Raw genomic sequence first — 22,735 nt, 5'->3', positions numbered from 1 at the left:
CAGATGCCTTGGGTCAACCACAACACAAATCTATAGGTCACCACAGATCCTTGTGGGAGCTGGCTTGCCTGCGATAGCGGTCGGTCTGTCAATGATGATGTCGACTGACACTCCGCTATCGCAGGCAAGCCAGCTCCCACAGGGGGAGCGGCGTCCGATGTTTAGTGCTGCAGAATTTTCGCGAGGAAGTGCTGTGTACGCTCGGCACGGGCGTTGATGTCGCCGAAGAACTCTTCTTTCTTGCAGTCTTCGATGATCTTGCCCTGGTCCATGAAGATCACCCGGTCCGCTACCTTGCGGGCGAAGCCCATTTCGTGGGTCACGCACATCATGGTCATGCCTTCGTGGGCCAGTTGCACCATCACGTCGAGCACTTCGTTGACCATTTCCGGGTCCAGCGCCGAGGTCGGTTCGTCGAACAGCATGACGATCGGGTCCATCGCCAGCGCACGGGCAATCGCCACACGCTGTTGCTGACCACCAGAAAGCTGGCCCGGGTGCTTTTTGGCGTGGGCGGAGAGGCCGACGCGCTCAAGCAGTTGCAGGGCTTTTTTGCTGGCTTCTTCCTTGCTGCGGCCCAGCACCTTGATTTGCGCGATGGTCAGGTTATCCATGATGCTCAGGTGCGGGAACAGTTCGAAATGCTGGAACACCATGCCCACGCGCGAACGCAGTTTCGGCAAGTTGGTTTTCGGGTCGGCGATGGACGTGCCATCGACGATCACGTCGCCTTTCTGGAACGGTTCCAGCGCGTTGACGCATTTGATCAGGGTGGATTTGCCGGAACCGGACGGCCCGCACACCACGATCACTTCGCCTTTTTTGACCTCGGTGCTGCAGTCAGTCAGTACCTGGAAGTCGCCATACCACTTGTTGACATTCTTGATAGAGATCATACGGCAAACCTTTTTTGCAGACGCTTGACCAGCTGCGAGGCGGCAAAGCTGATGATGAAGTATGTGAAACCGGCGAAGATCAGGAACTCATTGGAGCGGCCGATGATGTCGCCACTGGCGCGCGAGGCATTGAGGAAGTCCACCAGACCCACCGCGTAAACCAGCGAGGTGTCCTGAAACAGGATGATGCTCTGTTGCAGCAGCAGCGGGGTCATCTTGCGGAACGCTTGCGGCAGGATGATCAATCGCATCATCTGGCCGTAGCCCATGCCCAATGCCTGGGCAGCAGCCATCTGGCCCTTGGGAATCGACTGCACGCCGGCCCGGACGATTTCGCAGAAGTACGCCGCTTCGAACATCATGAATGCCACGATGCACGAAGCGAATGCGCCGATTGGGGTGTCTTCACCGGTGATCCAGCGCAGAACGAACGGCACCGCCAGGTAGAACCAGGTGATGACCAGCAGCAATGGAATCGAACGGAAGTAGTTAACGTAGGCGCCGGCGATGTTCGACAGCAGTTTGCTGTGGGACAGGCGCATCAGGGCCAGGATCGTGCCGAGGATGATCCCGCCGACCACGCCCAAGGCCATCAGCTTGAGGGTCATGACCATGCCGTTCCACAAGCCCGGCAGGGAAGGGATGATGCCCGAGAAGTCGAATTCCATCATTTACCCCCTACGGAGATCAGGCCCGGTACGGCGACTTTCTTCTCGACACCGCGCATCAGCAGCATAAGGCCCATGTTCAGCGTGAAGTAGATCAGCGTTGCCAGGGTGAAGGCTTCGAACAGGTTGGCGGAGAACTCGGCGGTCTGTTTGGTCTGCGCGAGCAACTCCATCAGGCCGATCAGCGATGCCACGGACGAGTTCTTGAATACGTTCAGGAATTCCGAGGTAAGCGGCGGAATGATGATGCGATAAGCCTGGGGCAGCAGCACGTTCCAGTAAATCTGCGGCAGCTTGAAACCCATGGCGCGGGCAGCGGATTCCTGGCCGCGAGGCAGCGCCTGGATACCGGTGCGCACTTGTTCGCAAACCCGAGCGGTGGTGAACAGACCCAGGCACACGACGACGCTGAGGAAGGCCGAGGTGGTCGGGTTGAGATCTTGCTTGTACCACTCCTGGATGTCCGCAGGCAGCAGGTCGGGCACCAGGAAGTACCAGATGAAGAGCTGAACCAGCAGCGGCACGTTACGGAAGAGTTCGACGTAGCAGGTCGCGATGCCCGATACGATGCGGTTCGGCACCGTGCGCATGACGCCCAGAATCGAGCCCAGCAGCAGCGCGATGATCCAGGCTGCGACGGCAATGGCGATGGTCCAGCCCAAACCGGAGAGGTACCAGTCGAAATAAATCTCGCTGCCCACGCCGGTGGACTTGAAGAACACGCCCCAGTCCCAGTTGTAATTCATTAGGGTCTCCCCTCGGATTCGTTCGATTTACAAATGCCCGCCTGGGGAATCTCCGTTCCCGCCTGATCATGACGATCAGGCACACACGAGCGGCTCGACAACCACCGGTTCGAGTGTTTCCAAAAATGCCAGCAGGGAGTGACAAATCCCTGAGAAGGCGCAGGCCATCTCAGGGGATAAGGTTAGTCAGAAATCAGGATTTCTTTTCGTCAGCCGCTTTGTCGGTCGGATTGGCGATCAGAGCCTTGAGCTCTTCGCTCATCGGGAACATCAGGTTCAGGCCTTTTGGCGGAATTGGCTGCATGAACCATTTTTCGTAGATCTTGTTGATCTCGCCCGATTTGTAGGTCGCGATGATGGCGTCGTCCACAGCCTTCTTGAATGGCGCGTCGCCCTTGCGAACCATACAGCCGTAGATTTCGTAAGACTGTGGAGTACCGGTCACGGCCCAGTCGGTCGGTTTCTTGGCCTTGGCCATTTCACCGGCCAGCAAGGCGTCGTCCATCATGAAAGCCACGGCGCGCCCCGATTCCAGCATCTGGAAGGATTCGCCGTGGTCTTTGGCGGAGATTACGTTCATGCCCATCTGCTTGTCAGCGTTCATCGACTTGATGATGCGCTCGGACGTGGTGCCGGCGGTGGTCACGACGTTCTTGCCTTTAAGGTCGGCGAAGTCTTTGTACGGGGAATCTTTCTTGGCCAGCAGCTTGGTGCCGATTTCGAAGATACCGACGGAGAAGTCCACTTGCTGCTGACGTTCGACGTTGTTGGTGGTGGAGCCGCACTCGAGGTCCACGGTGCCGTTCTGCACCAGCGGGATACGGGTTTGCGAGGTCACCAGGTTGTATTTGACCCGAAGGTTGGGAATGTCCAGGTCTTTTTTGATGGCTTCGACGACTTTCAGCTGGATATCGTGGGAGTAGCCAACCGGTTTGCCGGAAGCGTCCGCGATGTAGGAAAACGGAATGGAAGCGTCACGATGCCCGAGGGTGATGGTGCCGGACTCTTTGATCTTCTTCAGTGTGCCGGTGAGTTCGGCTGCGAAAACTGGAGTGCTAATCAGAGCGGCAGCAATGGCTGCGCCCAGGAGATGGGGAACGATGCGCATCAAATTTTCCTCGACATTGTTTTTATATGGAGCCAGTTCATCGGCCCTTTTTTGTGCTTCGAATGCTTGCCGGCTCCTGAAGGGTTGGCGCAGCGGACATTCGTCCAAGAGTGTAGAGCATGACTCGTGCCAGGCCAGGCGGTATAGATCAAGTTATTGATTTATAAAGGTATTAAATATTTATAGCGTTAATTTTTGCCAAGGATAATCCGGTTAACCGAATCGACCGACAAGTCGCGTTCGGAAAACCGAATACAATCTTGGGTCTTGCTCAAACCCTGTGGGAGCGGGCTTGCCCGCGATAGCGGTGTGTCAGTCGACATTATTAGCGGCTGTGCTGGTGTCATCGCGGGCAAGCCCGGCTCCCACAGGGGGATCGAGGTGTGTTCGGAATATAAAAAGCCCCTGAATCGTGAGATTCAGGGGCTTTGTTTCAACCGGATTACCGATCAGGCCGCTTCGATCTTGCTACGGTTCTGTTCGACCTTATTCAGGTAATCCTTGAGCTTTTGCTGCTCCGCCGGGGTGGTGAACAACCCAAGCTTTGTGCGGCGCCAAAGAATGTCGTGGGCGGTGGTTGCCCATTCTTCGCTGCACAGGTAATCGACTTCGCGGGTGTAGAGACCGCCGCCGATGTGTTCGCCCAGGTCACTGAGGCTATCCACACCTTCGAGCATGCGCCAGGTGCGGCTGCCGTAAGTGGTGGCCCAGCGTCGGGCGATCTCGGTGGGTACCCAGTCGAACTTGTCGCGGATCCGCGAGCTCAAAGCCTGCGGCGTGGTCATGTCTTCGCCGCCAGGCAGGGTGGCGCTGGCGGTCCAGCTTGGCTTGATATGCGTGAAGTACGGAGCCAGTTGCGCCAGCGCCGACTCGGCGAGTTTGCGGTAAGTCGTCAGTTTGCCGCCGAACACCGATAGCAGCGGCGCCTCTTCGCCACTGCCCGACAACGCCAGGGTGTAGTCGCGGGTGACGGCCGACGGGTTGTCGGATTCGTCGTTGCACAGCGGACGAACGCCGGAATAGCTGTGCAGGATATCTTCGCGGCTGAGTTGCTTCTTGAAGTGGGCGTTGACCACTTTCAACAGGTAATCGGTTTCGCCTTCGGTGATTGCCACTTTCGCCGGGTCGCCGGTGTATTCGCGGTCAGTGGTGCCGATCAGGGTGAAGTGGTTCAGGTATGGAATGGTGAAGACGATGCGCTGATCTTCGTTTTGCAGAATGTGCGCGTGTTCGCCTTCATATAGCTTCGGCACGATCAGGTGGCTGCCCTGGATCAAACGGATGCCGTACGGCGATTCCATCTTCAGGTCGTCACGGATGAACTTGGCGACCCACGGGCCGGCCGCATTCACCAGCGCTTTGGCGCGGATCGAAAACAGACTGCCATCGGCGCGTTCCAGGTGCAGGTGCCACAGCCCTTTAGTGCGACGGGCGCTGACGCAACGGGTTTGGGTATGGACGTGAGCGCCTTTCTCGCGGGCGGCCATGGCGTTCAGCACGACCAGGCGAGCGTCATCGACCCAGCAATCGGAATATTCGAAGCCTTTGGTGATTTCGCTTTTCAGGGCGCTGTCCGGGCCGAACTTCAGGCTTTTCGAACCTTCGAGTTTTTCCCGTTTGCCGAGGTGATCATAAAGAAACAGGCCGGCGCGGATCATCCAGGCCGGACGCAGGTGCGGGCGGTGCGGCAGCACGAAGCGCATCTGTTTGACGATGTGCGGCGCCTTGGCCAGCAGTACTTCGCGCTCGGCGAGAGCTTCGCGCACCAGACGGAATTCGTAATGTTCGAGATAGCGCAGGCCGCCGTGGATCAGCTTGCTGCTGGCGGACGAGGTGTGGCTGGCGAGGTCATCCTTTTCGCAAAGGAACACCGAAAGACCGCGACCGGCGGCATCCGCTGCGATCCCCACGCCATTGATCCCACCACCGATGACGGCGATATCGTAAACCTCGGCGAGAGGGGGCGAAGGCAAGGTAGAAGTGGGCATCGGCTGGCCTCGGGCTTTTGATTTTCTATATTGGAATTCGAACATTAATGTTCATTTGCGAAAATATTAGCTCATAAAGACGCGCACAGCCAGTCATCTTCGATTGAAAATACTGATCGAAGGGCTGTTAAAGGAAAATTTTCGAACATTTAGATGTGCGGTAGGGCGCAAGAGGTGTGTTGCGGGTGCGGCCGCCATCGCGGGCAAGCCCGCTCCCACAGATTATGTACAGATCCTGTGGGAGCGGGCTTGCCCGCGATGGCGTCGGTACAGGCGACGAAAATGTGGGGGGGTTAAACGACTTCCAGCCGAATCTTGTGCTGGCTCAACAACTGCGCCAAGGCTGGCGAAGGCTGTTGATCGGTGACCAGGCAATCGATCAGGCTGATCGGCCCCAGGCGAATCATGGCATTGCGCCCGAATTTGCTGGAGTCAGCCGCCAGAATCACCTGCCGGGCATTGGCGATGATCGCCTGGGATACCCGTACTTCCTGATAATCGAAGTCCAGCAAACTGCCGTCTTCATCGATGCCGCTGATGCCGACCAGGGCGAAGTCGACCTTGAACTGGTTAATAAAGTCGACACTCGCCTGACCCACCACGCCACCGTCACGCCGCACGTTGCCACCGGTCAGCAGCACGTCGAAATCGTCCTTGGCGCTGAGCATCGAGGCCACGTGCAGGTTGTTGGTGATGATCTTCAAGTGGTTGTGGTTGAGCAGCGCCCGGGCGATGGATTCGGTGGTGGTACCGATATTGATGAACAGCGAGGCGTGATCGGGAATCTGAGCGGCAATGGCTTCGCCGATACGCTGCTTTTCATCGCGCATCTGATCGGCGCGCATGGCGTAGGCGGTGTTTTCGACGCTGGAATCATAGGCGGCGCCGCCATGGTAGCGACGCAGCAGATTGACTTCCGCCAGTTGATTGATATCGCGGCGGATGGTTTGCGGTGTAACGACGAACAGCTGAGCCATTTCCTCGATGCTGACATAGCCGCGTTCGCGGACCAGTTCGAGAATTTGCTGCTGACGGGGAGGCAGATTCATGGGGCTTCCTTTGGGCTGCCGTGCAAAATTTGCCCATGATGCCGCACGAATCCACTCCCTGCCAGTTACATACTGATACGAGCCCTCAGCATGGCTTATTCAGCACCCTCGTGCGGTTCCCAATCACGAGTGCGGCTGACGGCTTTTTTCCAGCCGGCGTAGAGTTTTTCCTTCGCGGTTTCGTCCAGTGTCGGTTCGAACTCGCGCTCGATCACTGCCTTGCCGCGCAACTCGTCCAGGCTGCCCCAGAAACCACACGCCAGACCCGCCAGGTAAGCCGCGCCCAATGCGGTGGTTTCGCGCATTTGCGGACGCTCGACCTGAGTGCCGAGGATGTCGGCCTGGAATTGCATCAGGAAGTTGTTCGCGACTGCACCGCCGTCCACGCGCAGGGACTTGAGGCGTTCGCCGGAATCCTGCTGCATGGCGTCCAGAACGTCGCGGGTCTGATAGGCAATCGATTCCAGCGCGGCACGAATGATGTGATCCACGCGTACGCCGCGAGTCAGGCCGAACAATGCGCCGCGAGCATACGGATCCCAGTACGGAGCGCCCAGCCCGGTGAAGGCCGGCACCAGGTACACACCGTTGCTGTCCTTGACCTTGTTGGCGAAGTATTCGGTGTCGTGGGCGTCGTTGATGATTTTCAACTCGTCACGCAGCCACTGCACGGTGGAGCCACCGTTGAAAACCGCGCCTTCGAGGGCATAGGCCACTTCGCCGCGCGGACCGCAAGCAATGGTGGTGAGCATGCCGTGCTTGGACTTCACGGCTTTGTCGCCGGTGTTCATCAGCAGGAAGCAACCGGTGCCATAGGTGTTTTTCGCCTGGCCTGGCTCGACGCACATCTGGCCGAACAGGGCGGCCTGCTGGTCGCCGGCGATACCGCCAATGGCGATGCCACTTTTGGTGTGGCCGTAGATTTCGGACGACGATTTAACTTCCGGGAGCATCTCGCGCGGGATGTCGAGGACTTCCAGCATCTTCGCGTCCCACTCCAGCGTATGGATATTGAAGAGCATGGTGCGCGAGGCGTTGGTGTAGTCGGTGACGTGCACTTTGCCGCCGGTAAATTTCCAGATCAGCCAGCTGTCGATGGTGCCGAACAGCAGTTCACCCTTACGCGCACGCTCGCGGCTGCCTTCGACGTTGTCGAGGATCCACTTGAGTTTGGTGCCCGAGAAGTACGGGTCGGTGACCAGGCCGGTGGTATCGCTGATGTATTGCTCGTGGCCATCGCGCTTGAGCTGCTGGCAGATTTCGGTGCTGCGGCGGCACTGCCAGACGATCGCGTTGTAGATCGGGCGGCCGGTGGTCTTGTCCCAGACCACGGTGGTTTCGCGCTGGTTGGTGATGCCGATGGCCGCGACCTGATCGTGATGCAGGCCGGCTTGTGCCAGGGCCTCGACCATCACGGCGCTCTGGGTGGCGAAGATTTCCATCGGGTCATGTTCGACCCAACCGGCTTGCGGGTAATGCTGTGCGAATTCACGCTGGGCGGTGCAGACCACGTTCGCGTCACGGTCGAAAATGATCGCGCGAGAGCTGGTCGTACCCTGATCGAGGGCAATGATGTAGTTCTTATTCTGAATGTCGGTCATGTCGATTGCCTTGGACGAAAATTAGGAAGTGAGGTCAGGCGCGGGACCATATGGGCAAGATCGCGCGCCAACGGTTTCAAGACGTTCTTGGTTTGCCGTCAATGGCCGGTGTTGCATCCTTTGTAGCAGGTATGGCGCTGGGCAGATGACGGGCAATCAGCCCGCGATAAGCTGCAGCACCGAGGCAGGCACCGACAATCGGTGCAAAAATCGGGATCAGGAAGTACGGGATATCGCGCCCGCCAGTGAAGGAAATTTCACCCCAGCCTGCGAAGAAAGTCATTAGTTTGGGACCGAAGTCGCGGGCCGGATTCATCGCGAAGCCGGTCAGCGGGCCCATCGAGCTGCCGATCACGGCAATCAGCAGGCCGATCAGCAACGGTGCCAATGGCCCTTTTGGCAGGCCATTGTTGTCGTCGGTCAGCGACATGATCACGCCCATCAGGATGGCGGTAATGATCACCTCAACCAAAAAGGCCTGGGCGGTGGACAGGGCGGGGTTCGGGAAGGTGGAGAACACCGAGGCCAATTCAAGGCTGGCCTGGGTGCCACGAACCATTTGGTGAGTTTGTTCGAAATCGAAGAACAGGTTGCTGTACAGCGTGTAAACCAACAAGGCTCCGCAAAAGGCGCCGGCGACCTGGGAGAAGATATAGAAAGGCAGTTTGCGCTTTTCGAAGTCAGCGAAAATGCTCAGCGCGATACTCACGGCAGGATTGAGGTGCGCACCGGAAACGCCGGCGGTGAGGTAGATCGCCATGCTGACGCCAACCCCCCAGATGATGCTGATTTCCCACAGTCCGAAGCTGGCACCCGCTACCTTGAGCGCGGCAACGCAGCCAGTACCGAAAAAGATTAGCAGTGCAGTACCCAGAAACTCGGCCATGCATTGGCTGGAGATTGACGGTTGTTGTAAAGCAGTTGTCATTGAAAACCTCGTTTTTGTTGTTGTCTGGCGCCTTTTCATCAAGGTCAAAGCGCGATTTTCACCGAGGCAGGATCCCCATCCTGTGCTCGGCTTACTGCCGGGTGCTGCGGTGAGACATTCGTACAGTGTTCACATTCGAAAAAATATAGACAAGAAGCACTGCTGTCAAAGGTCGAAAGTGAACCATCAGTCATATTTAAACTATTAGTCCTGTGAATGATTGCATCGTTCATCTGGCGAGAGGCGTGTGGACGAACGACCGAAAGCCCGGCCAGGCCTTGGAAATAGCACCGCAATAGAGCCTTTTATTGATCAATAACCTAGAATCCTGCGCAGTATTTTTCTTCTGCCGCCAAGTCTGGAGCTGTCATGACCCCCGCATTGGATTTGTTGAAAAAAGTTCGTGCCGAACATCGCGTGCACAGTTACGAACATGATCCGAAGGCAGCGTCCTATGGTCTGGAGGCCGCGGAAAAACTGGGCCTGGACCCCGCGCAGGTGTTCAAGACATTGCTGGCGGCCAGCGAAAAGGGGGAATTGTTGGTGGCGGTGGTGCCGGTCGTCGGAAGTCTGGATTTGAAAGCACTGGCGCAGGCCGCCGGCGTGAAAAAAGTCGAAATGGCCGATCCCGCGGCTGCACAGCGGTCGACGGGGTATCTGTTGGGCGGCATCAGTCCGCTCGGGCAGAAGAAGCGCCTGCGCACTTTTATCGATCAGTCGGCTCAGCCTTTTTCCAACATTTTCGTGAGCGCCGGACGGCGCGGTCTGGAAGTTGAACTGGCGCCCGCCGTGTTGGCCGAACACACACAGGCGAAGTTCGCCGATATCGGTCGTGCCTGAGCAGAAGGCTCATCAGTGTTCGGCGCGGAGCGGGGGAGTTGTTCTACCAACTGGAAGGGGGGAGAGTGTGTATTGGCGGGAATGCGACGCTGGTTGCGAGCGGAACACTAATGTGGATTAACCCAAATCCAATGTGGGATCGCCCATCGCCGCTCCCACATGTCCGCGTTCTTCAACTAGCGGTGCTGTGCCGTCGGACACCGGATTCGATCACTGGAATCTGCGCTGCGGTGCTGCCGGAGGCCTGGAACAGCACCAGGTGTTCAGCCGCCACTCGAATGCCTACTTCGGCACCGACCAGATGATCGGCATGACTGGGGAAAATAGACTCCAGCTGCGCGCCCGTAGGTAGCTGTAAGCGGTACAGAGTCGATGCCCCCTGGAAGCTCTTGCCAACAATCTGCGCCCTCAGTGGGCTATCCGGCGCATAGACGATATCGTCCGGACGCAACAATACGTCCACGGCACAACCGATTGGCCAAGTGTAGGCACGGTTGCCGCGCAATTCACCCAACTCGGTCTGCACCGATTCCGGGCTGCTCAACTGACCGCGAATGAAGTAACCCTGGCCAATGAAACTGGCCACGAATGGCGTCAGGGGTTCGTGATAGAGGTTGTAGGGCGTGTCCCACTGTTCCAGGCGACCTTCCTTGAAAACGCCCACGTGGTCGCTGACCGCGAAGGCTTCTTCCTGATCGTGGGTTACCAGGATCGCACTGGTGCCGCGAGCCTTGAGAATGCCGCGTACTTCATGACTGAGCTTACGTCGCAATTCGCCATCGAGGTTGGAAAACGGTTCGTCGAGCAACAGCAGTTGCGGTTCCGGCGCCAGGGCGCGGGCCAATGCCACACGTTGCTGCTGGCCGCCGGACAGTTCATGGGGGAAGCGCTTGCCGAGGTTTTTCAGGTTGACCAGTTCGAGCAGCTCTTCGGTGATGCGATCCTTTTGCGGATGCTTGCGGATCCCGAAAGCGATGTTCTCGGCCACGCTCAAATGCGGAAACAGTGCGTAATCCTGGAACACCATGCCGATTCGGCGCTTCTCCGGGGCGAGGGTGAAGCCGGCGCTGGAGATGGTCTCGCCCGCCAACTGGATTTCACCTTCGTACACCGGTTCGAAACCGGCAATCGCCCGCAGGGTGGTGGTTTTGCCGCAGCCCGAAGACCCCAGCAGGCAACCGATATCGCCGGCATTCAAATGCAGGTTGAGGTTTTGCACGACCCTCTGGTTTTGATAACCACAGGCCAGATTGCGCAGGTTCAGCAGTAATGGCTGGCTCATGCGTGGTGGTACGAAGGCGGAACGAGGAATTCGAGCAGGGCCTTTTGTGCGTGAAGACGGTTTTCGGCTTGATCCCAGGCCACTGAACGCGAGTCGTCGAGCAGGTCGAGGCTGATTTCCTCGCCACGGTGGGCCGGCAGGCAATGCATGAACAGCACGTCCGGCGCGGCCAGGTCGAGCAGGGCACGGTTGACCTGGAACGGTGCGAACAACTTCAGACGCTTGGCGGTCTCCTCTTCCTGGCCCATGGAGGTCCAGACGTCGGTGCTCACCAGGTGCGCGCCGCGCACGGCTTCCTGCGGATCGCGGACGATGGTCACCCGATCGCCGGCTTTAGCCACGAACTCGGGGTTGGGTTCGTAACCTTCCGGGCAGGCGATGCGCAACTGGAAGTCGAACTGGATCGCCGCTTCTATATAGCTGTTGCACATGTTATTGCCATCGCCGATCCAGGCCACGGTCTTGCCTTGAATCGAACCGCGGTGTTCGAGGAAGGTTTGCATGTCGGCCAGCAACTGGCAGGGATGCAGGTCATCGGACAGGCCGTTGATCACCGGTACGCGGGAGTTGGCGGCGAATTCGGTCAGGGTGCTGTGGGCAAAGGTACGAATCATCACCGCATCGAGCATGCTCGACATGACAATGGCGCAGTCGCCGATCGGCTCGCCACGACCCAGTTGCGTATCGCGTGGCGACAGGAAAATCGCCTGGCCACCGAGCTGGATCATGCCGGCTTCGAACGAAATGCGGGTGCGGGTCGAGGACTTCTCGAAAATCATCCCCAGGACGCGGTTCTTCAAAGGCTCGAACAGTACGCCGCGGTTACGCAGGTCCTTGAGCTCAACGCCTCGACGGATCACGCTGACCAGCTCTTCGGGCGTGCAATCCATCAGGGAGAGAAAGTGCCTTGCGCTCATCATTGACTACCTTTTTGCAACAGACCGCAGATACTCAAAGCCTTGTTTAACTGAAAAACGGGCGAGACCTGCGGCGTAAGCCGCACGGGGCGACGAAATAGGGGGAGGCGCGATATTGACATTAAATGTCGCGTTTTTCCAATAGGCTACGGTGTTTAGGGGATTTCAGAGGGGCTACGGGGTGACCGCAGTAGCGCTTTTGAAGCCTGTTTCCTGACAGCAGCTAACCATTTGTACACCGGGCTTGCCGGGCTTGGCAATCAAACAGGGCGCGGGCGACACGCTGACGGTCGGTTTTCGATATGTCATTCGAGCGTTTGGCGGGCAATGTGTCTTGCTCGGAATATTTGCTATAACTAGGACACGAGCGACGCGGGAAGCCCTTGGAATGGAATCGAAAGAACAACTGTTGATGGAACTACTTGGCCTTACGGCCCGCACTCTGACTCACCTCACTGCTTCCATGACCTCGATGTCTTTCGAGTTGTTGCGCAGTGAAGACGAAGTCACGAACGCGGCCGGCCGGCGCATGATCGACCGCATGGCTACCATCAGCACCGGGCTCGACGAGCATTGGCGACTGATTGGCGAGCTCACCGGCGTGCATATTGCCCACGAGCAGATCGAAACCATCGAGGAGATCCAGTTGCAGGCGCCGCCGAACTGATTGGCTGCTGCCATCGGCTGGCCTGATGGTCGCCGATTCACAAGACGAACGTCGCTGGCAAAGGGGCGGATCGCGCGCCATAGTTTTGTTCCCGCGGCCGACATTGCCCGCCCAGAACAAAATAGAGACTGGCCATGACCAAGACTCTCCATCACCGTGCGTGCCACCTGTGTGAAGCCATCTGTGGCCTGACCATCGAAACGACTGAGGTCGAAGGCAGCGGCGTACAGATCACCTCGATCAAGGGGGATCCGCAGGACACCTTCAGCCGCGGGCATATCTGCCCCAAGGCAGTTGCGCTGCAAGACATTCAGAACGATCCGGATCGCCTGCGTCATCCGATGCGGCGAGTTGGCGGCGAATGGCAGCCTATCGAGTGGGAAGACGCTTTCAGCCTTGTGGCCGAACACCTGGCGGCGATTCAGGAGCGTCACGGGCAGAACGCGGTGGCGGTCTATCAGGGTAATCCCAGCGTGCACAACTACGGGTTGATGACCCACAGCAATTACTTCCTTGGCCTGCTGAAAACCCGCAACCGGTTTTCCGCGACGTCGGTCGATCAGTTGCCCCATCACCTCACCAGTCACTTGATGTACGGCCACGGCTTGCTGTTGCCGATCCCGGACATCGATCACACCGATTTCATGCTGATCCTGGGCGGCAATCCACTGGCCTCCAACGGCAGCATCATGACCGTGCCGGATGTAGAGAAGCGCCTCAAGGCGATTCAGGCCCGGGGCGGCAAAGTGGTGGTGGTCGATCCGCGTCGCAGCGAAACGGCGGCGATTGCCGATCAGCACCTGTTCGTGCGCCCCGGTGGCGATGCGGCGCTGTTGTTCGGGTTGCTCAATACCTTGTTTGCTGAAAGCCTGACCCGCGACAGTCATTTGCCGGTCGATGGCCTGGATGAGGTGCGTGAGGCGATCGCAGGTTTCACCGCCGACGTCATGAGCCCGCTGTGCGCGGTGCCCGCCGAGCAGATCCGTCAACTGGCACGGGACTTCGCGGCAGCACCGACAGCGGTCTGCTACGGTCGCATGGGCGTTTCGACCCAGGCTTTCGGCACCCTGTGCCATTGGCTGGTGCAACTGATCAATCTGGTCACGGGCAACCTCGACCGGGTGGGCGGTGCGTTGTGTACCGAGCCTGCGGTGGATCTGGTGGCGTCGACCTCGGGTGGACATTTCAACCGGTGGCAGAGCCGGGTGTCCGGGCGTCCGGAATACGCTGGAGAACTGCCGGTATCGGCGCTGGCCGAAGAGATGCTCACCGAGGGGGAAGGGCAGGTCCGCGCGCTGATCACCGTGGCGGGTAATCCGGTACTGTCCACGCCCAATGGCCGACAACTGGAGCAGGCACTGGACGGATTGGAGTTCATGGTCAGTGTCGACCTCTACATCAATGAAACCACGCGTTATGCCGACCTGATCCTGCCGTCGACTTCGGCGCTGGAAAACGATCATTACGACACCACGTTCAACATGTTTGCGGTGCGCAACGTCACCCGCTTCAACCGGGCGATCCTCGCCAAGCCCGAAGGCGCGCTGCATGACTGGGAAATTTTCGTGGGGCTGGCCAAAGCCTTTGCGGCCAAGACCGGCAAAGAGCTGAAACCGACCATTGCGCCAGCGCAGATGATCGACCGAGGGCTGCGGATGGGCCTGTATGGTGACGCTTCAGAGCACAAGCTGTCGCTGGCGACCTTGTTCGATCATCCTCACGGTATCGATCTCGGGGCGCTCAAACCCAACCTGGCGCCACGCCTGAAGACCGCCAATCAGCGAGTCCAGGCAGCGCCTGTCGAGATTCTCGCCGACCTGGCGCGCTTTGAGGCACTACAAGCACCGGCCGCCGATGAGTTGCTGATGATCGGCCGTCGCCATGTGCGCAGCAACAACTCATGGATGCACAACTATCACCGTCTGGTGAAGGGCAAACCGCGTCATCAACTGCTGATGAACCCGGACGACCTGGCCAGCCGCGGGCTCAGCGATGGGCAGCGGGTGCGCGTCAGTTCGCGGGTCGGCGTAATCGAGGTTGAAGTGGTCGCCAGCCTGGATATGATGAAAGGTGTGGTCAGCCTTCCTCACGGTTGGGGTCATGCGCGACCGGGTGTGCAGATGACGATTGCCAGCGGTCAACCCGGCTCCAGCGCCAATGACCTGACTGACGAATGTCAGCTCGATGAGTTATCGGGCAATGCGGCGTTGAACGGCGTACCGGTGACCGTGGCGGCGGCGTGAACATGTCTGTCGGGGAGGCCGAGCATGGCGCTCGGGTTTCCGTTACAATGCGCCACCGTGCCGACCACTGAGTCGGAAAGTTCAGCCGAGGTGCTCCATGGATATCATCGAAACGATTAAAGAGCAGATTGCCAACAACACCATTCTGCTTTACATGAAAGGCTCGCCGAATGCCCCACAGTGTGGGTTCTCCGCGAAAGCCGCTCAGGCTGTAATGGCCTGTGGCGAAAAGTTTGCCTATGTGGACATCCTGCAGAACCCGGAAATCCGCGCCAACCTGCCTAAGTACGCCAACTGGCCAACCTTCCCGCAACTGTGGGTCGGCGGTGAGCTGGTCGGCGGTAGCGACATCATGACTGAGATGGCTGCTGACGGTTCGTTGCAAGCCACCATCAAGGCTGCTGTTGAAGCTGCTGCTGCCAACAAGACAGACGCCTGATTCGCTGTGTGTGGGAGCGGGCTTGCTCGCGAAGGCGGTACAACATTCAACAGATAAGTTGACTGACCTACCGCTTTCGCGAGCAAGCCCGCTCCCACATTTGTTCCAGGGTGAGCCTGGAATTCGGTCATTAAAAAAGCCCCGCCTCTTTAAAAGAGAGCGGGGCTTTTTATTGCATCGCAATTAACGGTGCAGAATTTACTCTTCGCCCATCTGCGATTGCAGATAGTTCTCAAGACCGACTTTATCGATCAGGCCCAGTTGGGTTTCCAGCCAGTCGATATGTTCTTCTTCGGATTCAAGAATGTCTTCGAGCAGTTCACGGCTACCGAAGTCGCCGACGGTTTCGCAATGAGCGATAGCGACTTTCAGGTCGGCATGGCCGTCGCGTTCGATCTTCAAGTCGCACTCAAGCATTTCCTTGGTGTGTTCGCCGATGTGCAGCTTGCCCAGGTCCTGGACGTTCGGCAGGCCTTCAAGGAACAGGATGCGTTTGATCAGCTTGTCAGCATGCTTCATCTCGTCGATGGATTCGTGGTACTCGTGTTTGCCGAGCTTGTTCAGGCCCCAATCTTCATACATGCGCGCATGCAGGAAGTACTGATTGATTGCGACCAGCTCATTGCCAAGGATTTTGTTGAGATGCTGGATGACTGTAACGTCGCCTTTCATGGTCGGAGTCCTGCCCTGTATTAGCTGTATATAAGGCAGAGTTTGAGCTGCGTAATTAATAGTGTCAAACCTAAGTTATTGAAACTTAAATGAAAATTAATCGGAATAAGAATGTTTGTGTTCCGCGTCTAGGCCCTAAGCGATTGATTTTCAGACATAAAAAAACCGGACATCAAGTCCGGTTCTTCGAAATACGGGTAGTTATGCGGCGGTAAATTCTGCGGGGTAGGGAATCGCCGCCTGGGCTGATTGCAGCTTGCCCAGTGTTTCGCGCACCACTTCCTTGGCCAGGCAAGCGCATTTGCCGCATTGGCTCGCTACGCCGGTAGCCTGACGGACTTCCTTGTAGCTGCAGCAACCTTCATAGATTGCATCGCGGATTTGACCGTCGGTGACGCCAGTGCAGAGGCAGACATACATAAGTGAGAACCGTCGCTGGTTGTGACTCAATTGCGATGGATCTTAATGTTAACGAGAATGATTGTCAAAGTGGTTTCTGAAAGCTTTTCGTCATAAAGGCGTGTGACTGACGAACGGCCTTCACAGCTGCCATGAAAAAAATATAGCAGCGGCCTTTTTACCTTCAAGAAAAAACCGTTGAGGACAGGCGAAAAACGCGGTGTATGATGGTCGGCCTTTTGCGAAGGAGGTTCGTGTCACAGGGCTGTCGCCTGAGGGTGACAGGCTGGCATGAACCCTGTTCTTCAACGTTATTACACCAGGAGATATCCAATGAGCGTACTCGTAGGCAAACAAGCCCCTGACTTCACCGTACCGGCCGTACTCGGCAATGGCGAAATCGTAGACAGCTTCACCCTGTCTTCGGCCATCAAAGGCAAATACGGCCTGGTGTTCTTCTACCCACTGGACTTCACCTTCGTTTGCCCGTCCGAGCTGATCGCTCTGGACAACCGCATGTCTGACTTCAAGGCACGCAACGTGGAAGTGGTAGCCGTTTCGATCGACTCGCACTTCACCCACAACGCCTGGCGCAACACCCCGGTCAACAATGGTGGCATCGGCGAAGTTCGCTACACCATGGCGGCCGACCTGAAGCACGAAATCGCCAAGGCCTACGACGTTGAGTCCGAAGGCGGCGTGGCTTTCCGTGGCGCATTCCTGATCGACGACAAAGGCGTTGTCCGCTCGCAGATCATCAACGACCTGCCGCTGGGCCGTAACATCGAAGAGCTGATCCGTCTGGTTGACGCTCTGCAATTCCACGAAGAGCACGGCGAAGTTTGCCCTGCCAACTGGAAAAAAGGCGACAAAGGCATGACCGCTTCCACCGAAGGTGTTGCGGCTTACCTGACCGAGAACGCTGCTGCGCTGTAAGGCACGTTCGAGGCATAAAAAAACCGGCTGATGAGGCCGGTTTTTTTATGGGCGGGATAAACCCATGTTGTTCACTTTGTGGCTGGATCAGTCGTTGTAATCTTCCCAGCCGCCCATTTGTTTCCAGCGGTTGACGATGCCGCAGAACAGGTCAGCCGTCTTCTCGGTGTCGTAGCGGGCCGAGTGGGCCTCGCGACCGTCGAAGTCGATATCCGCTGCCTGGCAGGCCTTGGCCAATACGGTTTGACCGTAGGCCAGGCCGGCGAGGGTCGCCGTGTCGAAGCTGGAAAACGGGTGAAACGGGTTGCGTTTCATGTCCAGGCGCGCGACAGCGGCGTTGAGGAAGCCCAGGTCGAAGCTGCTGTTGTGCCCGACCAGAATCGCCCGTTTGCAACCGTTGGCCTTCAGAGCCTTGCGCACACCGCGGAAGATATCGGTCAGGGCCGCTTCTTCACTCACGGCCATGCGCAATGGGTGATCAAGCTTGATCCCGGTGAACTCCAGGGCTGCCGCTTCGATGTTCGCGCCTTCGAAAGGCTCGACCCGGAAGAAATAGGTGTGCTCAGGGTACACAAAGCCTTTTTCATCCATGCCGATCACGGTGGCGGCGATTTCCAGCAGGGCATCGGTGGCCGAGTTGAAGCCACCGGTTTCTACGTCGACAACGACCGGCAGGTAACCACGGAACCTGGCTGCCATTGGATGGCGGGAACCGCCTCCGCCGCCATTACCGTCCTGTTCGTCGTCGAAATGGTCTTCACTCACGCGTGTTCCTCCAGCAGGCGCCAGCGCAGTTTTTCACCGGCGCGCAGCGGGATTACGGTCAGCTCGCCAAACGGCAGGCTGGTTGGGGCGGTCCACTCATCGCGGACCAGGGTGATGCGATCGGTGTTCACCGGCAGGCCGTAGAAACGCGGGCCGTTGAGGCTGGCGAAGGCTTCGAGCTTGTCCAGCGCGTTGCGCTGTTCAAAGGCTTCGGCATACATCTCGATCGCGGCATAAGCGGTGTAGCAACCGGCACAGCCGCACGCCGCTTCTTTGGCGTGCTGGGCATGGGGCGCGGAGTCGGTGCCGAGGAAGAATTTGTCGCTGCCGCTGGTGGCGGCGTCGAGCAGGGCTTCCTGATGGGTATTGCGCTTGAGGATCGGCAGGCAATAGAAGTGCGGCCGAATCCCGCCCACCAGCATGTGGTTGCGGTTGTACAGCAGGTGGTGCGCGGTGATGGTTGCACCGACATTGGCCGAAGCCTCATTGACGAACTGCACGGCGTCGGAGGTGGTGATGTGTTCGAACACCACTTTGAGGGTCGGGAAACGCTCGACCACTCGACGCATGTGTTCATCGATGAAGATTTTTTCGCGATCGAAAACGTCGACATCGCCACGGGTGACCTCACCATGAACCAACAAGGGCATCCCGACTTCGGCCATGGCCTCGAGTGCGGGGAAAATCTTGTCGATGCTGGTGACGCCAGAATCCGAGTTGGTGGTCGCGCCGGCCGGGTACAGCTTGGCGGCGTGAACGAAACCGCTGGCCTTGGCCTCACGAATTTCTTCGGGCTGGGTGCGGTCGGTCAGGTACAGAACCATCAGCGGTTCGAAACGGCTGCCAGCCGGACGGGCGGCGAGAATCCGCTGGCGATAGCCATTGGCTTCAGCCGCGTTGCGCACTGGCGGTACCAGGTTGGGCATGATGATGGCGCGACCAAAGGTGCGCGCGACATCCGCGACGGTATTGGGCAACACAGCACCATCACGAAGATGAATATGCCAGTCGTCGGGACGCAGCAGGGTCAGGCGGTCGGACATGAGGGGATTCCAGGCGGGTCAAACTCAGGGGAATGCTACCGGAAAAGACTCTTCCAGGCACTCGCTATCAAGTTTTGCGGCAAGCTTCCGATATCCAACAGGTATGCCGTAAATATGTGTGTCGGTCTTTTTGTTGCAGAAACCAGTGGAGCCTCCCGTGCGCCAGCGTTATCTAGCCTTGCTCAGTGTGTTTGCCAGCCTTCCTGCGATGGCGCTCACTTTCCAGACTCGTCTGGAGAGCATCGAGTGGACGGTCGAAGGCGACAAGTTCGAATGCCGCCTGACTCAACCCATCACCGATTTCGGCTCGGGTGAGTTCGTGCGTCGTGCCGGCGAGCAGGCGACATTTCGCTTGAAGGCTTACAACTCGATGATCGGTGGCGGTTCCGCGACCTTGCTGGCGGCCGCTGCACCATGGCAGCCGGGGCGTGGCGACATCAACCTGGGCTCGGTGCGAATCGGCAGTGGCAACGTGCTGTTCAACAGCTCGCAAGTTCAAGCCGGGCGCCTGATCAGCGGGTTGATGGATGGCCGCAGCCCGGTCGTTCGACACTCCTCAGGCGACGGCCGGGTGTCTGAAGTCCGTCTGCTGCCGGTCAAATTCAGCAAGGCCTACAGTGACTATCAGGGTTGCGTGGCCAAGTTGCTACCGCAGAATTTCGAGCAGGTGAAGCAATCCGAAGTCGGCTTTCCGGGGGAGGGCATTGACCTCGATGCCCGGGCCAAAGCCCATTTGCAGGTTATGCTGGAATTCATGAAAGCCGACCCGACGGTCAACCACATCGAGCTCGACGGCCACTCCGACAATAGCGGCAACCGACTGACCAACCGCGAACTGTCACGACGCAGGGCGCTGGCCGTAATGGACTTCTTCAAGGCCAATGGTGTCCAGGAATCGCAGATCACCCTGCGTTTTCACGGTGAGCGCTATCCTCTGGCGCCGAACAACAATGCCGCCAATCGGGCGAAGAACCGTCGGGTTGCCGTACGCCTCGAGCGGGTAGCGCCGACCGAGCAACCGACGCCTCAAGCCACTGCTTCCGCGGGCAGCGCGAAGGCCTCCTGAACCTGCTGAAGTCGTCGCTCGCTCGACATAATCTGTCGCTTCGTCGTCATAAGCTGTCGCGCCTCTGTAAATTATCCTGCATGAGCGGTAGACTTGACGGCTTTCCGTAGAACCCCGTGGAGTGATGGCATGGCGGACGTAAACAAGGTCGTTCTGGCGTATTCCGGCGGCCTGGACACTTCGGTGATCCTCAAGTGGCTGCAGGATACTTATAACTGTGAAGTAGTGACCTTCACCGCTGACCTGGGTCAGGGCGAAGAGGTCGAACCGGCCCGCGCCAAGGCTCAGGCCATGGGCGTAAAAGAAATCTACATCGACGATCTGCGCGAAGAATTCGTGCGCGATTTCGTGTTCCCGATGTTCCGCGCCAACACCGTTTACGAAGGCGAGTACCTGCTGGGTACTTCCATCGCTCGTCCGTTGATCGCCAAGCGCCTGATCGAAATCGCCAACGAAACCGGCGCTGACGCCATTTCCCACGGCGCGACCGGCAAGGGCAACGACCAGGTTCGTTTCGAACTGGGCGCCTACGCCTTGAAGCCAGGCGTGAAAGTGATCGCTCCTTGGCGCGAATGGGATCTGCTCTCCCGTGAAAAGCTGATGGATTACGCCGAGAAGCACGCGATCCCGATCGAGCGTCACGGCAAGAAAAAATCCCCGTATTCGATGGATGCCAACCTGCTGCACATTTCCTATGAAGGCGGCGTGCTGGAAGACACCTGGACCGAGCACGAAGAAGACATGTGGCGCTGGACCGTCTCCCCGGAGAAGGCTCCTGACAAAGCGCAATACCTGGAACTGACCTACCGCAACGGCGATATCGTCGCACTGGACGGCGTCGAAATGACCCCGGCCACCGTGCTGGCGACCTTGAACCGTATCGGTGGCGAACACGGTATCGGCCGTCTGGACATCGTTGAAAACCGCTACGTCGGCATGAAGTCCCGCGGCTGCTACGAGACCCCGGGCGGCACCATCATGCTGCGCGCTCACCGTGCGATCGAATCGATCACCCTGGACCGCGAAGTGGCTCACCTCAAAGACGAGCTGATGCCTAAATACGCCAGCCTGATCTACACCGGTTACTGGTGGAGCCCTGAGCGTCTGATGCTGCAACAGATGATCGACGCTTCCCAGGCCCATGTGAACGGCGTAGTGCGCCTGAAGCTGTACAAGGGCAATGTGATCGTCACTGGCCGCAAGTCCGACGAGTCGTTGTTCGACGCCAACATCGCGACCTTCGAGGAAGATGGCGGCGCCTACAACCAGGCCGATGCGGCGGGCTTCATCAAGCTCAACGCCTTGCGCATGCGCATCGCGGCGAACAAAGGCCGGAAGCTTTTCTGAGACCTTTGAGTCGGTAATGGATTTGTGGCCTTGTCCATGACAAGGCCACAAATTTGAAAAGGGGGATGATGCATATTGCGTTTCGCTTTCTTCTTGTTTTTGCTGACCGTTCCTTCTGCTTTCTGTCCTTGGTCTTGCTTCAAGGGCTGCCTTTCTGATGTGCGACAGTTCAATACCTAGCCCATAATCGTCACTCCCTGTGAACTCAAGTTGTAAGAAATACAGAACGTTGCGCTGTTGCGTTTCTTTATTTGTTTGCAATGTTTGAGCGTGTTTTCCTTCAGTAATTTATCCGAATTGGCACACGTGAGAAATATGATCACTTGTGCAGGATTATCCGGAGGGTGCTGAATACTCTCCATCAGGGCGCTGAACGCCATTTTTTTGTGTATCCACCGTGCATCAACAATGTGCAGATCCTTTAGGGGGGCAGGCAGTTGCACATGGTGAGGGACCGGGCTTTCATGCGTTACCCTGGTGTTTCCCGAGTCATCAGCGTTGTCCATAATTTTTATGAAATGTTCTTCCTTCTCGAAATCGGAGGGCGCGTAAAGCGATCGATAGTTGAAGTTGAGTGTGACGAAAAAAAGAAAAAGTAAATAGAAGGGAAAACTAATCAGAAACCAGACATAGAGCGCTCTCTCCTCATAATCAAGAAAGGGAAGAGATACAGCGGCCGAAGTTTCAGATAATGCTGCGAAAATGGCGATGATAGTCATTGGGTTGGTGATTCTTTTTTTGAATTTTTTCATGTTTTCTGCTCATGAAGTATTGTGTTTTCTCGGTTGGTTTATGGGCCGGTAATAACTAATGTATTAGGTTTTTACTGTTGGGTTGAACTCTATTTTTTCTTGCTCTGATAATGGAAGTTAGTATAGGGGTTGTATGTTTGGATGTCGCTGATTGTTTGTTTAGGTTTGTGGAGCTGTGTTGTGGGTGAACTGTTACGGTGTGTGAGCTTTTCCTGTTCGTTTGAGTAAAGGTGCGATAAGTGATGGAGAATATCCGTTGCTTTTTAAGGGTAGCTCAATAGTCAATGTATGCTGAATTGTGGGTGTGGAACTCTGTTTTATGTGTTTTTTTGCGTCGTAAAGCGATACAAAAAAATGTCAGAACGCTGAACAATATTGGGCGA

At 57.4% G+C, this 22,735-nt stretch carries 22 protein-coding genes and 1 pseudogene; 8 read left to right on the top strand and 15 right to left on the bottom strand.

The features are described from left to right. Positions 1–161 precede the first annotated feature (161 nt). From MMG91_RS15350 to MMG91_RS15315, 8 genes are all read right to left on the bottom strand, one after another. Complete coding sequence (locus MMG91_RS15350; RefSeq protein WP_038981857.1) at positions 162–896, bottom strand: amino acid ABC transporter ATP-binding protein; 735 nt, start codon at positions 894–896, stop codon at positions 162–164. Continuing rightward, entirely contained in the window at positions 893–1,564 is a 672-nt protein-coding gene (locus MMG91_RS15345) for an amino acid ABC transporter permease (protein ID WP_305449851.1), read from the bottom strand. Before MMG91_RS15345 ends, MMG91_RS15350 begins: the two co-directional genes overlap by 4 nt. After that, positions 1,564–2,310, bottom strand: a complete 747-nt coding sequence (locus MMG91_RS15340; RefSeq protein WP_030128211.1) for an amino acid ABC transporter permease — start codon at positions 2,308–2,310, stop codon at positions 1,564–1,566. Before MMG91_RS15340 ends, MMG91_RS15345 begins: the two co-directional genes overlap by 1 nt. Positions 2,311–2,503: 193 nt before the next feature. Further along, positions 2,504–3,418: a glutamate/aspartate ABC transporter substrate-binding protein gene (locus MMG91_RS15335; RefSeq protein ID WP_310660060.1), complete on the bottom strand. Its 915-nt coding sequence runs from the start codon at positions 3,416–3,418 to the stop codon at positions 2,504–2,506. A 449-nt stretch (positions 3,419–3,867) separates the two neighbouring features. Continuing rightward, entirely contained in the window at positions 3,868–5,406 is a 1,539-nt protein-coding gene (gene glpD / locus MMG91_RS15330; RefSeq protein WP_305446723.1) for a glycerol-3-phosphate dehydrogenase, read from the bottom strand. 293 nt (positions 5,407–5,699) lie between these two features. Next, entirely contained in the window at positions 5,700–6,455 is a 756-nt protein-coding gene (locus MMG91_RS15325; protein ID WP_007898523.1) for a DeoR/GlpR family transcriptional regulator, read from the bottom strand. A gap of 95 nt (positions 6,456–6,550) precedes the next feature. Further along, positions 6,551–8,056 carry a glycerol kinase GlpK gene (gene glpK, locus MMG91_RS15320; RefSeq protein ID WP_007898522.1) on the bottom strand — a complete coding sequence of 502 codons (1,506 nt, stop codon included), beginning with the start codon at positions 8,054–8,056 and terminating at the stop codon, positions 6,551–6,553. Positions 8,057–8,132: 76 nt separating this feature from the next. Next, entirely contained in the window at positions 8,133–8,984 is an 852-nt protein-coding gene (locus MMG91_RS15315; RefSeq protein WP_305446722.1) for an MIP/aquaporin family protein, read from the bottom strand. A 369-nt stretch (positions 8,985–9,353) separates the two neighbouring features. Here MMG91_RS15315 and ybaK point away from each other — a divergent pair, with 369 nt between their 5' ends. Beyond that, positions 9,354–9,824 carry a Cys-tRNA(Pro) deacylase gene (ybaK, locus tag MMG91_RS15310; protein ID WP_310660059.1) on the top strand — a complete coding sequence of 157 codons (471 nt, stop codon included), beginning with the start codon at positions 9,354–9,356 and terminating at the stop codon, positions 9,822–9,824. Positions 9,825–9,853: 29 nt separating this feature from the next. Next, a pseudogene (locus MMG91_RS15305) lies at positions 9,854–9,937 on the top strand (isomerase); the annotation flags it as partial. 59 nt (positions 9,938–9,996) lie between these two features. On the opposite strand, the gene MMG91_RS15300 reads toward MMG91_RS15305, so the two are convergent. Together MMG91_RS15300 and argF are read right to left on the bottom strand one after the other, a co-directional pair. Next, entirely contained in the window at positions 9,997–11,106 is a 1,110-nt protein-coding gene (locus tag MMG91_RS15300; protein WP_310660058.1) for an ABC transporter ATP-binding protein, read from the bottom strand. After that, positions 11,103–12,023: an ornithine carbamoyltransferase gene (argF, locus tag MMG91_RS15295; protein WP_032830187.1), complete on the bottom strand. Its 921-nt coding sequence runs from the start codon at positions 12,021–12,023 to the stop codon at positions 11,103–11,105. Before argF ends, MMG91_RS15300 begins: the two co-directional genes overlap by 4 nt. A 388-nt stretch (positions 12,024–12,411) precedes the next feature. Between argF and MMG91_RS15290 the strand changes: the two genes are divergently transcribed. The 3 genes from MMG91_RS15290 to grxD all read left to right on the top strand — a co-directional run bounded on the left by MMG91_RS15290 (position 12,412) and on the right by grxD (position 15,372). Continuing rightward, positions 12,412–12,690 carry a hypothetical protein gene (locus MMG91_RS15290; protein WP_310660057.1) on the top strand — a complete coding sequence of 93 codons (279 nt, stop codon included), beginning with the start codon at positions 12,412–12,414 and terminating at the stop codon, positions 12,688–12,690. 134 nt (positions 12,691–12,824) lie between these two features. After that, complete coding sequence (locus tag MMG91_RS15285; protein WP_310660056.1) at positions 12,825–14,933, top strand: molybdopterin oxidoreductase family protein; 2,109 nt, start codon at positions 12,825–12,827, stop codon at positions 14,931–14,933. 97 nt (positions 14,934–15,030) lie between these two features. After that, a complete protein-coding gene (gene grxD, locus MMG91_RS15280; protein ID WP_007898513.1) occupies positions 15,031–15,372 on the top strand; it encodes a Grx4 family monothiol glutaredoxin in 342 nt (113 codons plus the stop codon). A 198-nt stretch (positions 15,373–15,570) separates the two neighbouring features. Here grxD and bfr read toward each other — a convergent pair whose 3' ends face one another. Further along, entirely contained in the window at positions 15,571–16,044 is a 474-nt protein-coding gene (gene bfr, locus MMG91_RS15275) for a bacterioferritin (protein ID WP_019581554.1), read from the bottom strand. 201 nt (positions 16,045–16,245) lie between these two features. Further along, complete coding sequence (locus tag MMG91_RS15270) at positions 16,246–16,464, bottom strand: bacterioferritin-associated ferredoxin (RefSeq protein ID WP_237884919.1); 219 nt, start codon at positions 16,462–16,464, stop codon at positions 16,246–16,248. 312 nt (positions 16,465–16,776) lie between these two features. Between MMG91_RS15270 and MMG91_RS15265 the strand changes: the two genes are divergently transcribed. Continuing rightward, on the top strand, positions 16,777–17,379 hold the full coding sequence (locus tag MMG91_RS15265; protein WP_007898510.1) for a peroxiredoxin: 603 nt from the start codon (positions 16,777–16,779) through the stop codon (positions 17,377–17,379). Between the two features lie 87 nt (positions 17,380–17,466). Here the strand turns inward: MMG91_RS15265 and rnt are convergent, their stop codons facing one another. Beyond that, positions 17,467–18,144, bottom strand: a complete 678-nt coding sequence (rnt, locus tag MMG91_RS15260) for a ribonuclease T (RefSeq protein WP_007898509.1) — start codon at positions 18,142–18,144, stop codon at positions 17,467–17,469. Then, the gene (pyrC, locus tag MMG91_RS15255; RefSeq protein ID WP_305446718.1) at positions 18,141–19,187 is read right to left on the bottom strand and encodes a dihydroorotase; all 1,047 of its coding nucleotides are present in this window, start codon (positions 19,185–19,187) and stop codon (positions 18,141–18,143) included. Before pyrC ends, rnt begins: the two co-directional genes overlap by 4 nt. Before the next feature lie 157 nt (positions 19,188–19,344). Between pyrC and MMG91_RS15250 the strand changes: the two genes are divergently transcribed. Both MMG91_RS15250 and MMG91_RS15245 read left to right on the top strand, forming a co-directional pair. Next, a complete protein-coding gene (locus tag MMG91_RS15250; protein ID WP_310660055.1) occupies positions 19,345–20,253 on the top strand; it encodes an OmpA family protein in 909 nt (302 codons plus the stop codon). Positions 20,254–20,382: 129 nt separating this feature from the next. After that, a complete protein-coding gene (locus tag MMG91_RS15245) occupies positions 20,383–21,600 on the top strand; it encodes an argininosuccinate synthase (protein WP_223489117.1) in 1,218 nt (405 codons plus the stop codon). Between the two features lie 176 nt (positions 21,601–21,776). On the opposite strand, the gene MMG91_RS15240 is transcribed toward MMG91_RS15245, so the two are convergent. After that, positions 21,777–22,352 carry a hypothetical protein gene (locus MMG91_RS15240; protein WP_305503083.1) on the bottom strand — a complete coding sequence of 192 codons (576 nt, stop codon included), beginning with the start codon at positions 22,350–22,352 and terminating at the stop codon, positions 21,777–21,779. Positions 22,353–22,735 lie beyond the last annotated feature (383 nt).

This window comes from Pseudomonas sp. JL3 (assembly GCF_031570575.1).
In the GTDB taxonomy this organism is placed as follows: Bacteria; Pseudomonadota; Gammaproteobacteria; order Pseudomonadales; family Pseudomonadaceae; genus Aquipseudomonas; species Aquipseudomonas cucumis.
This window is presented reverse-complemented; position numbering and strand designations above follow the sequence as displayed.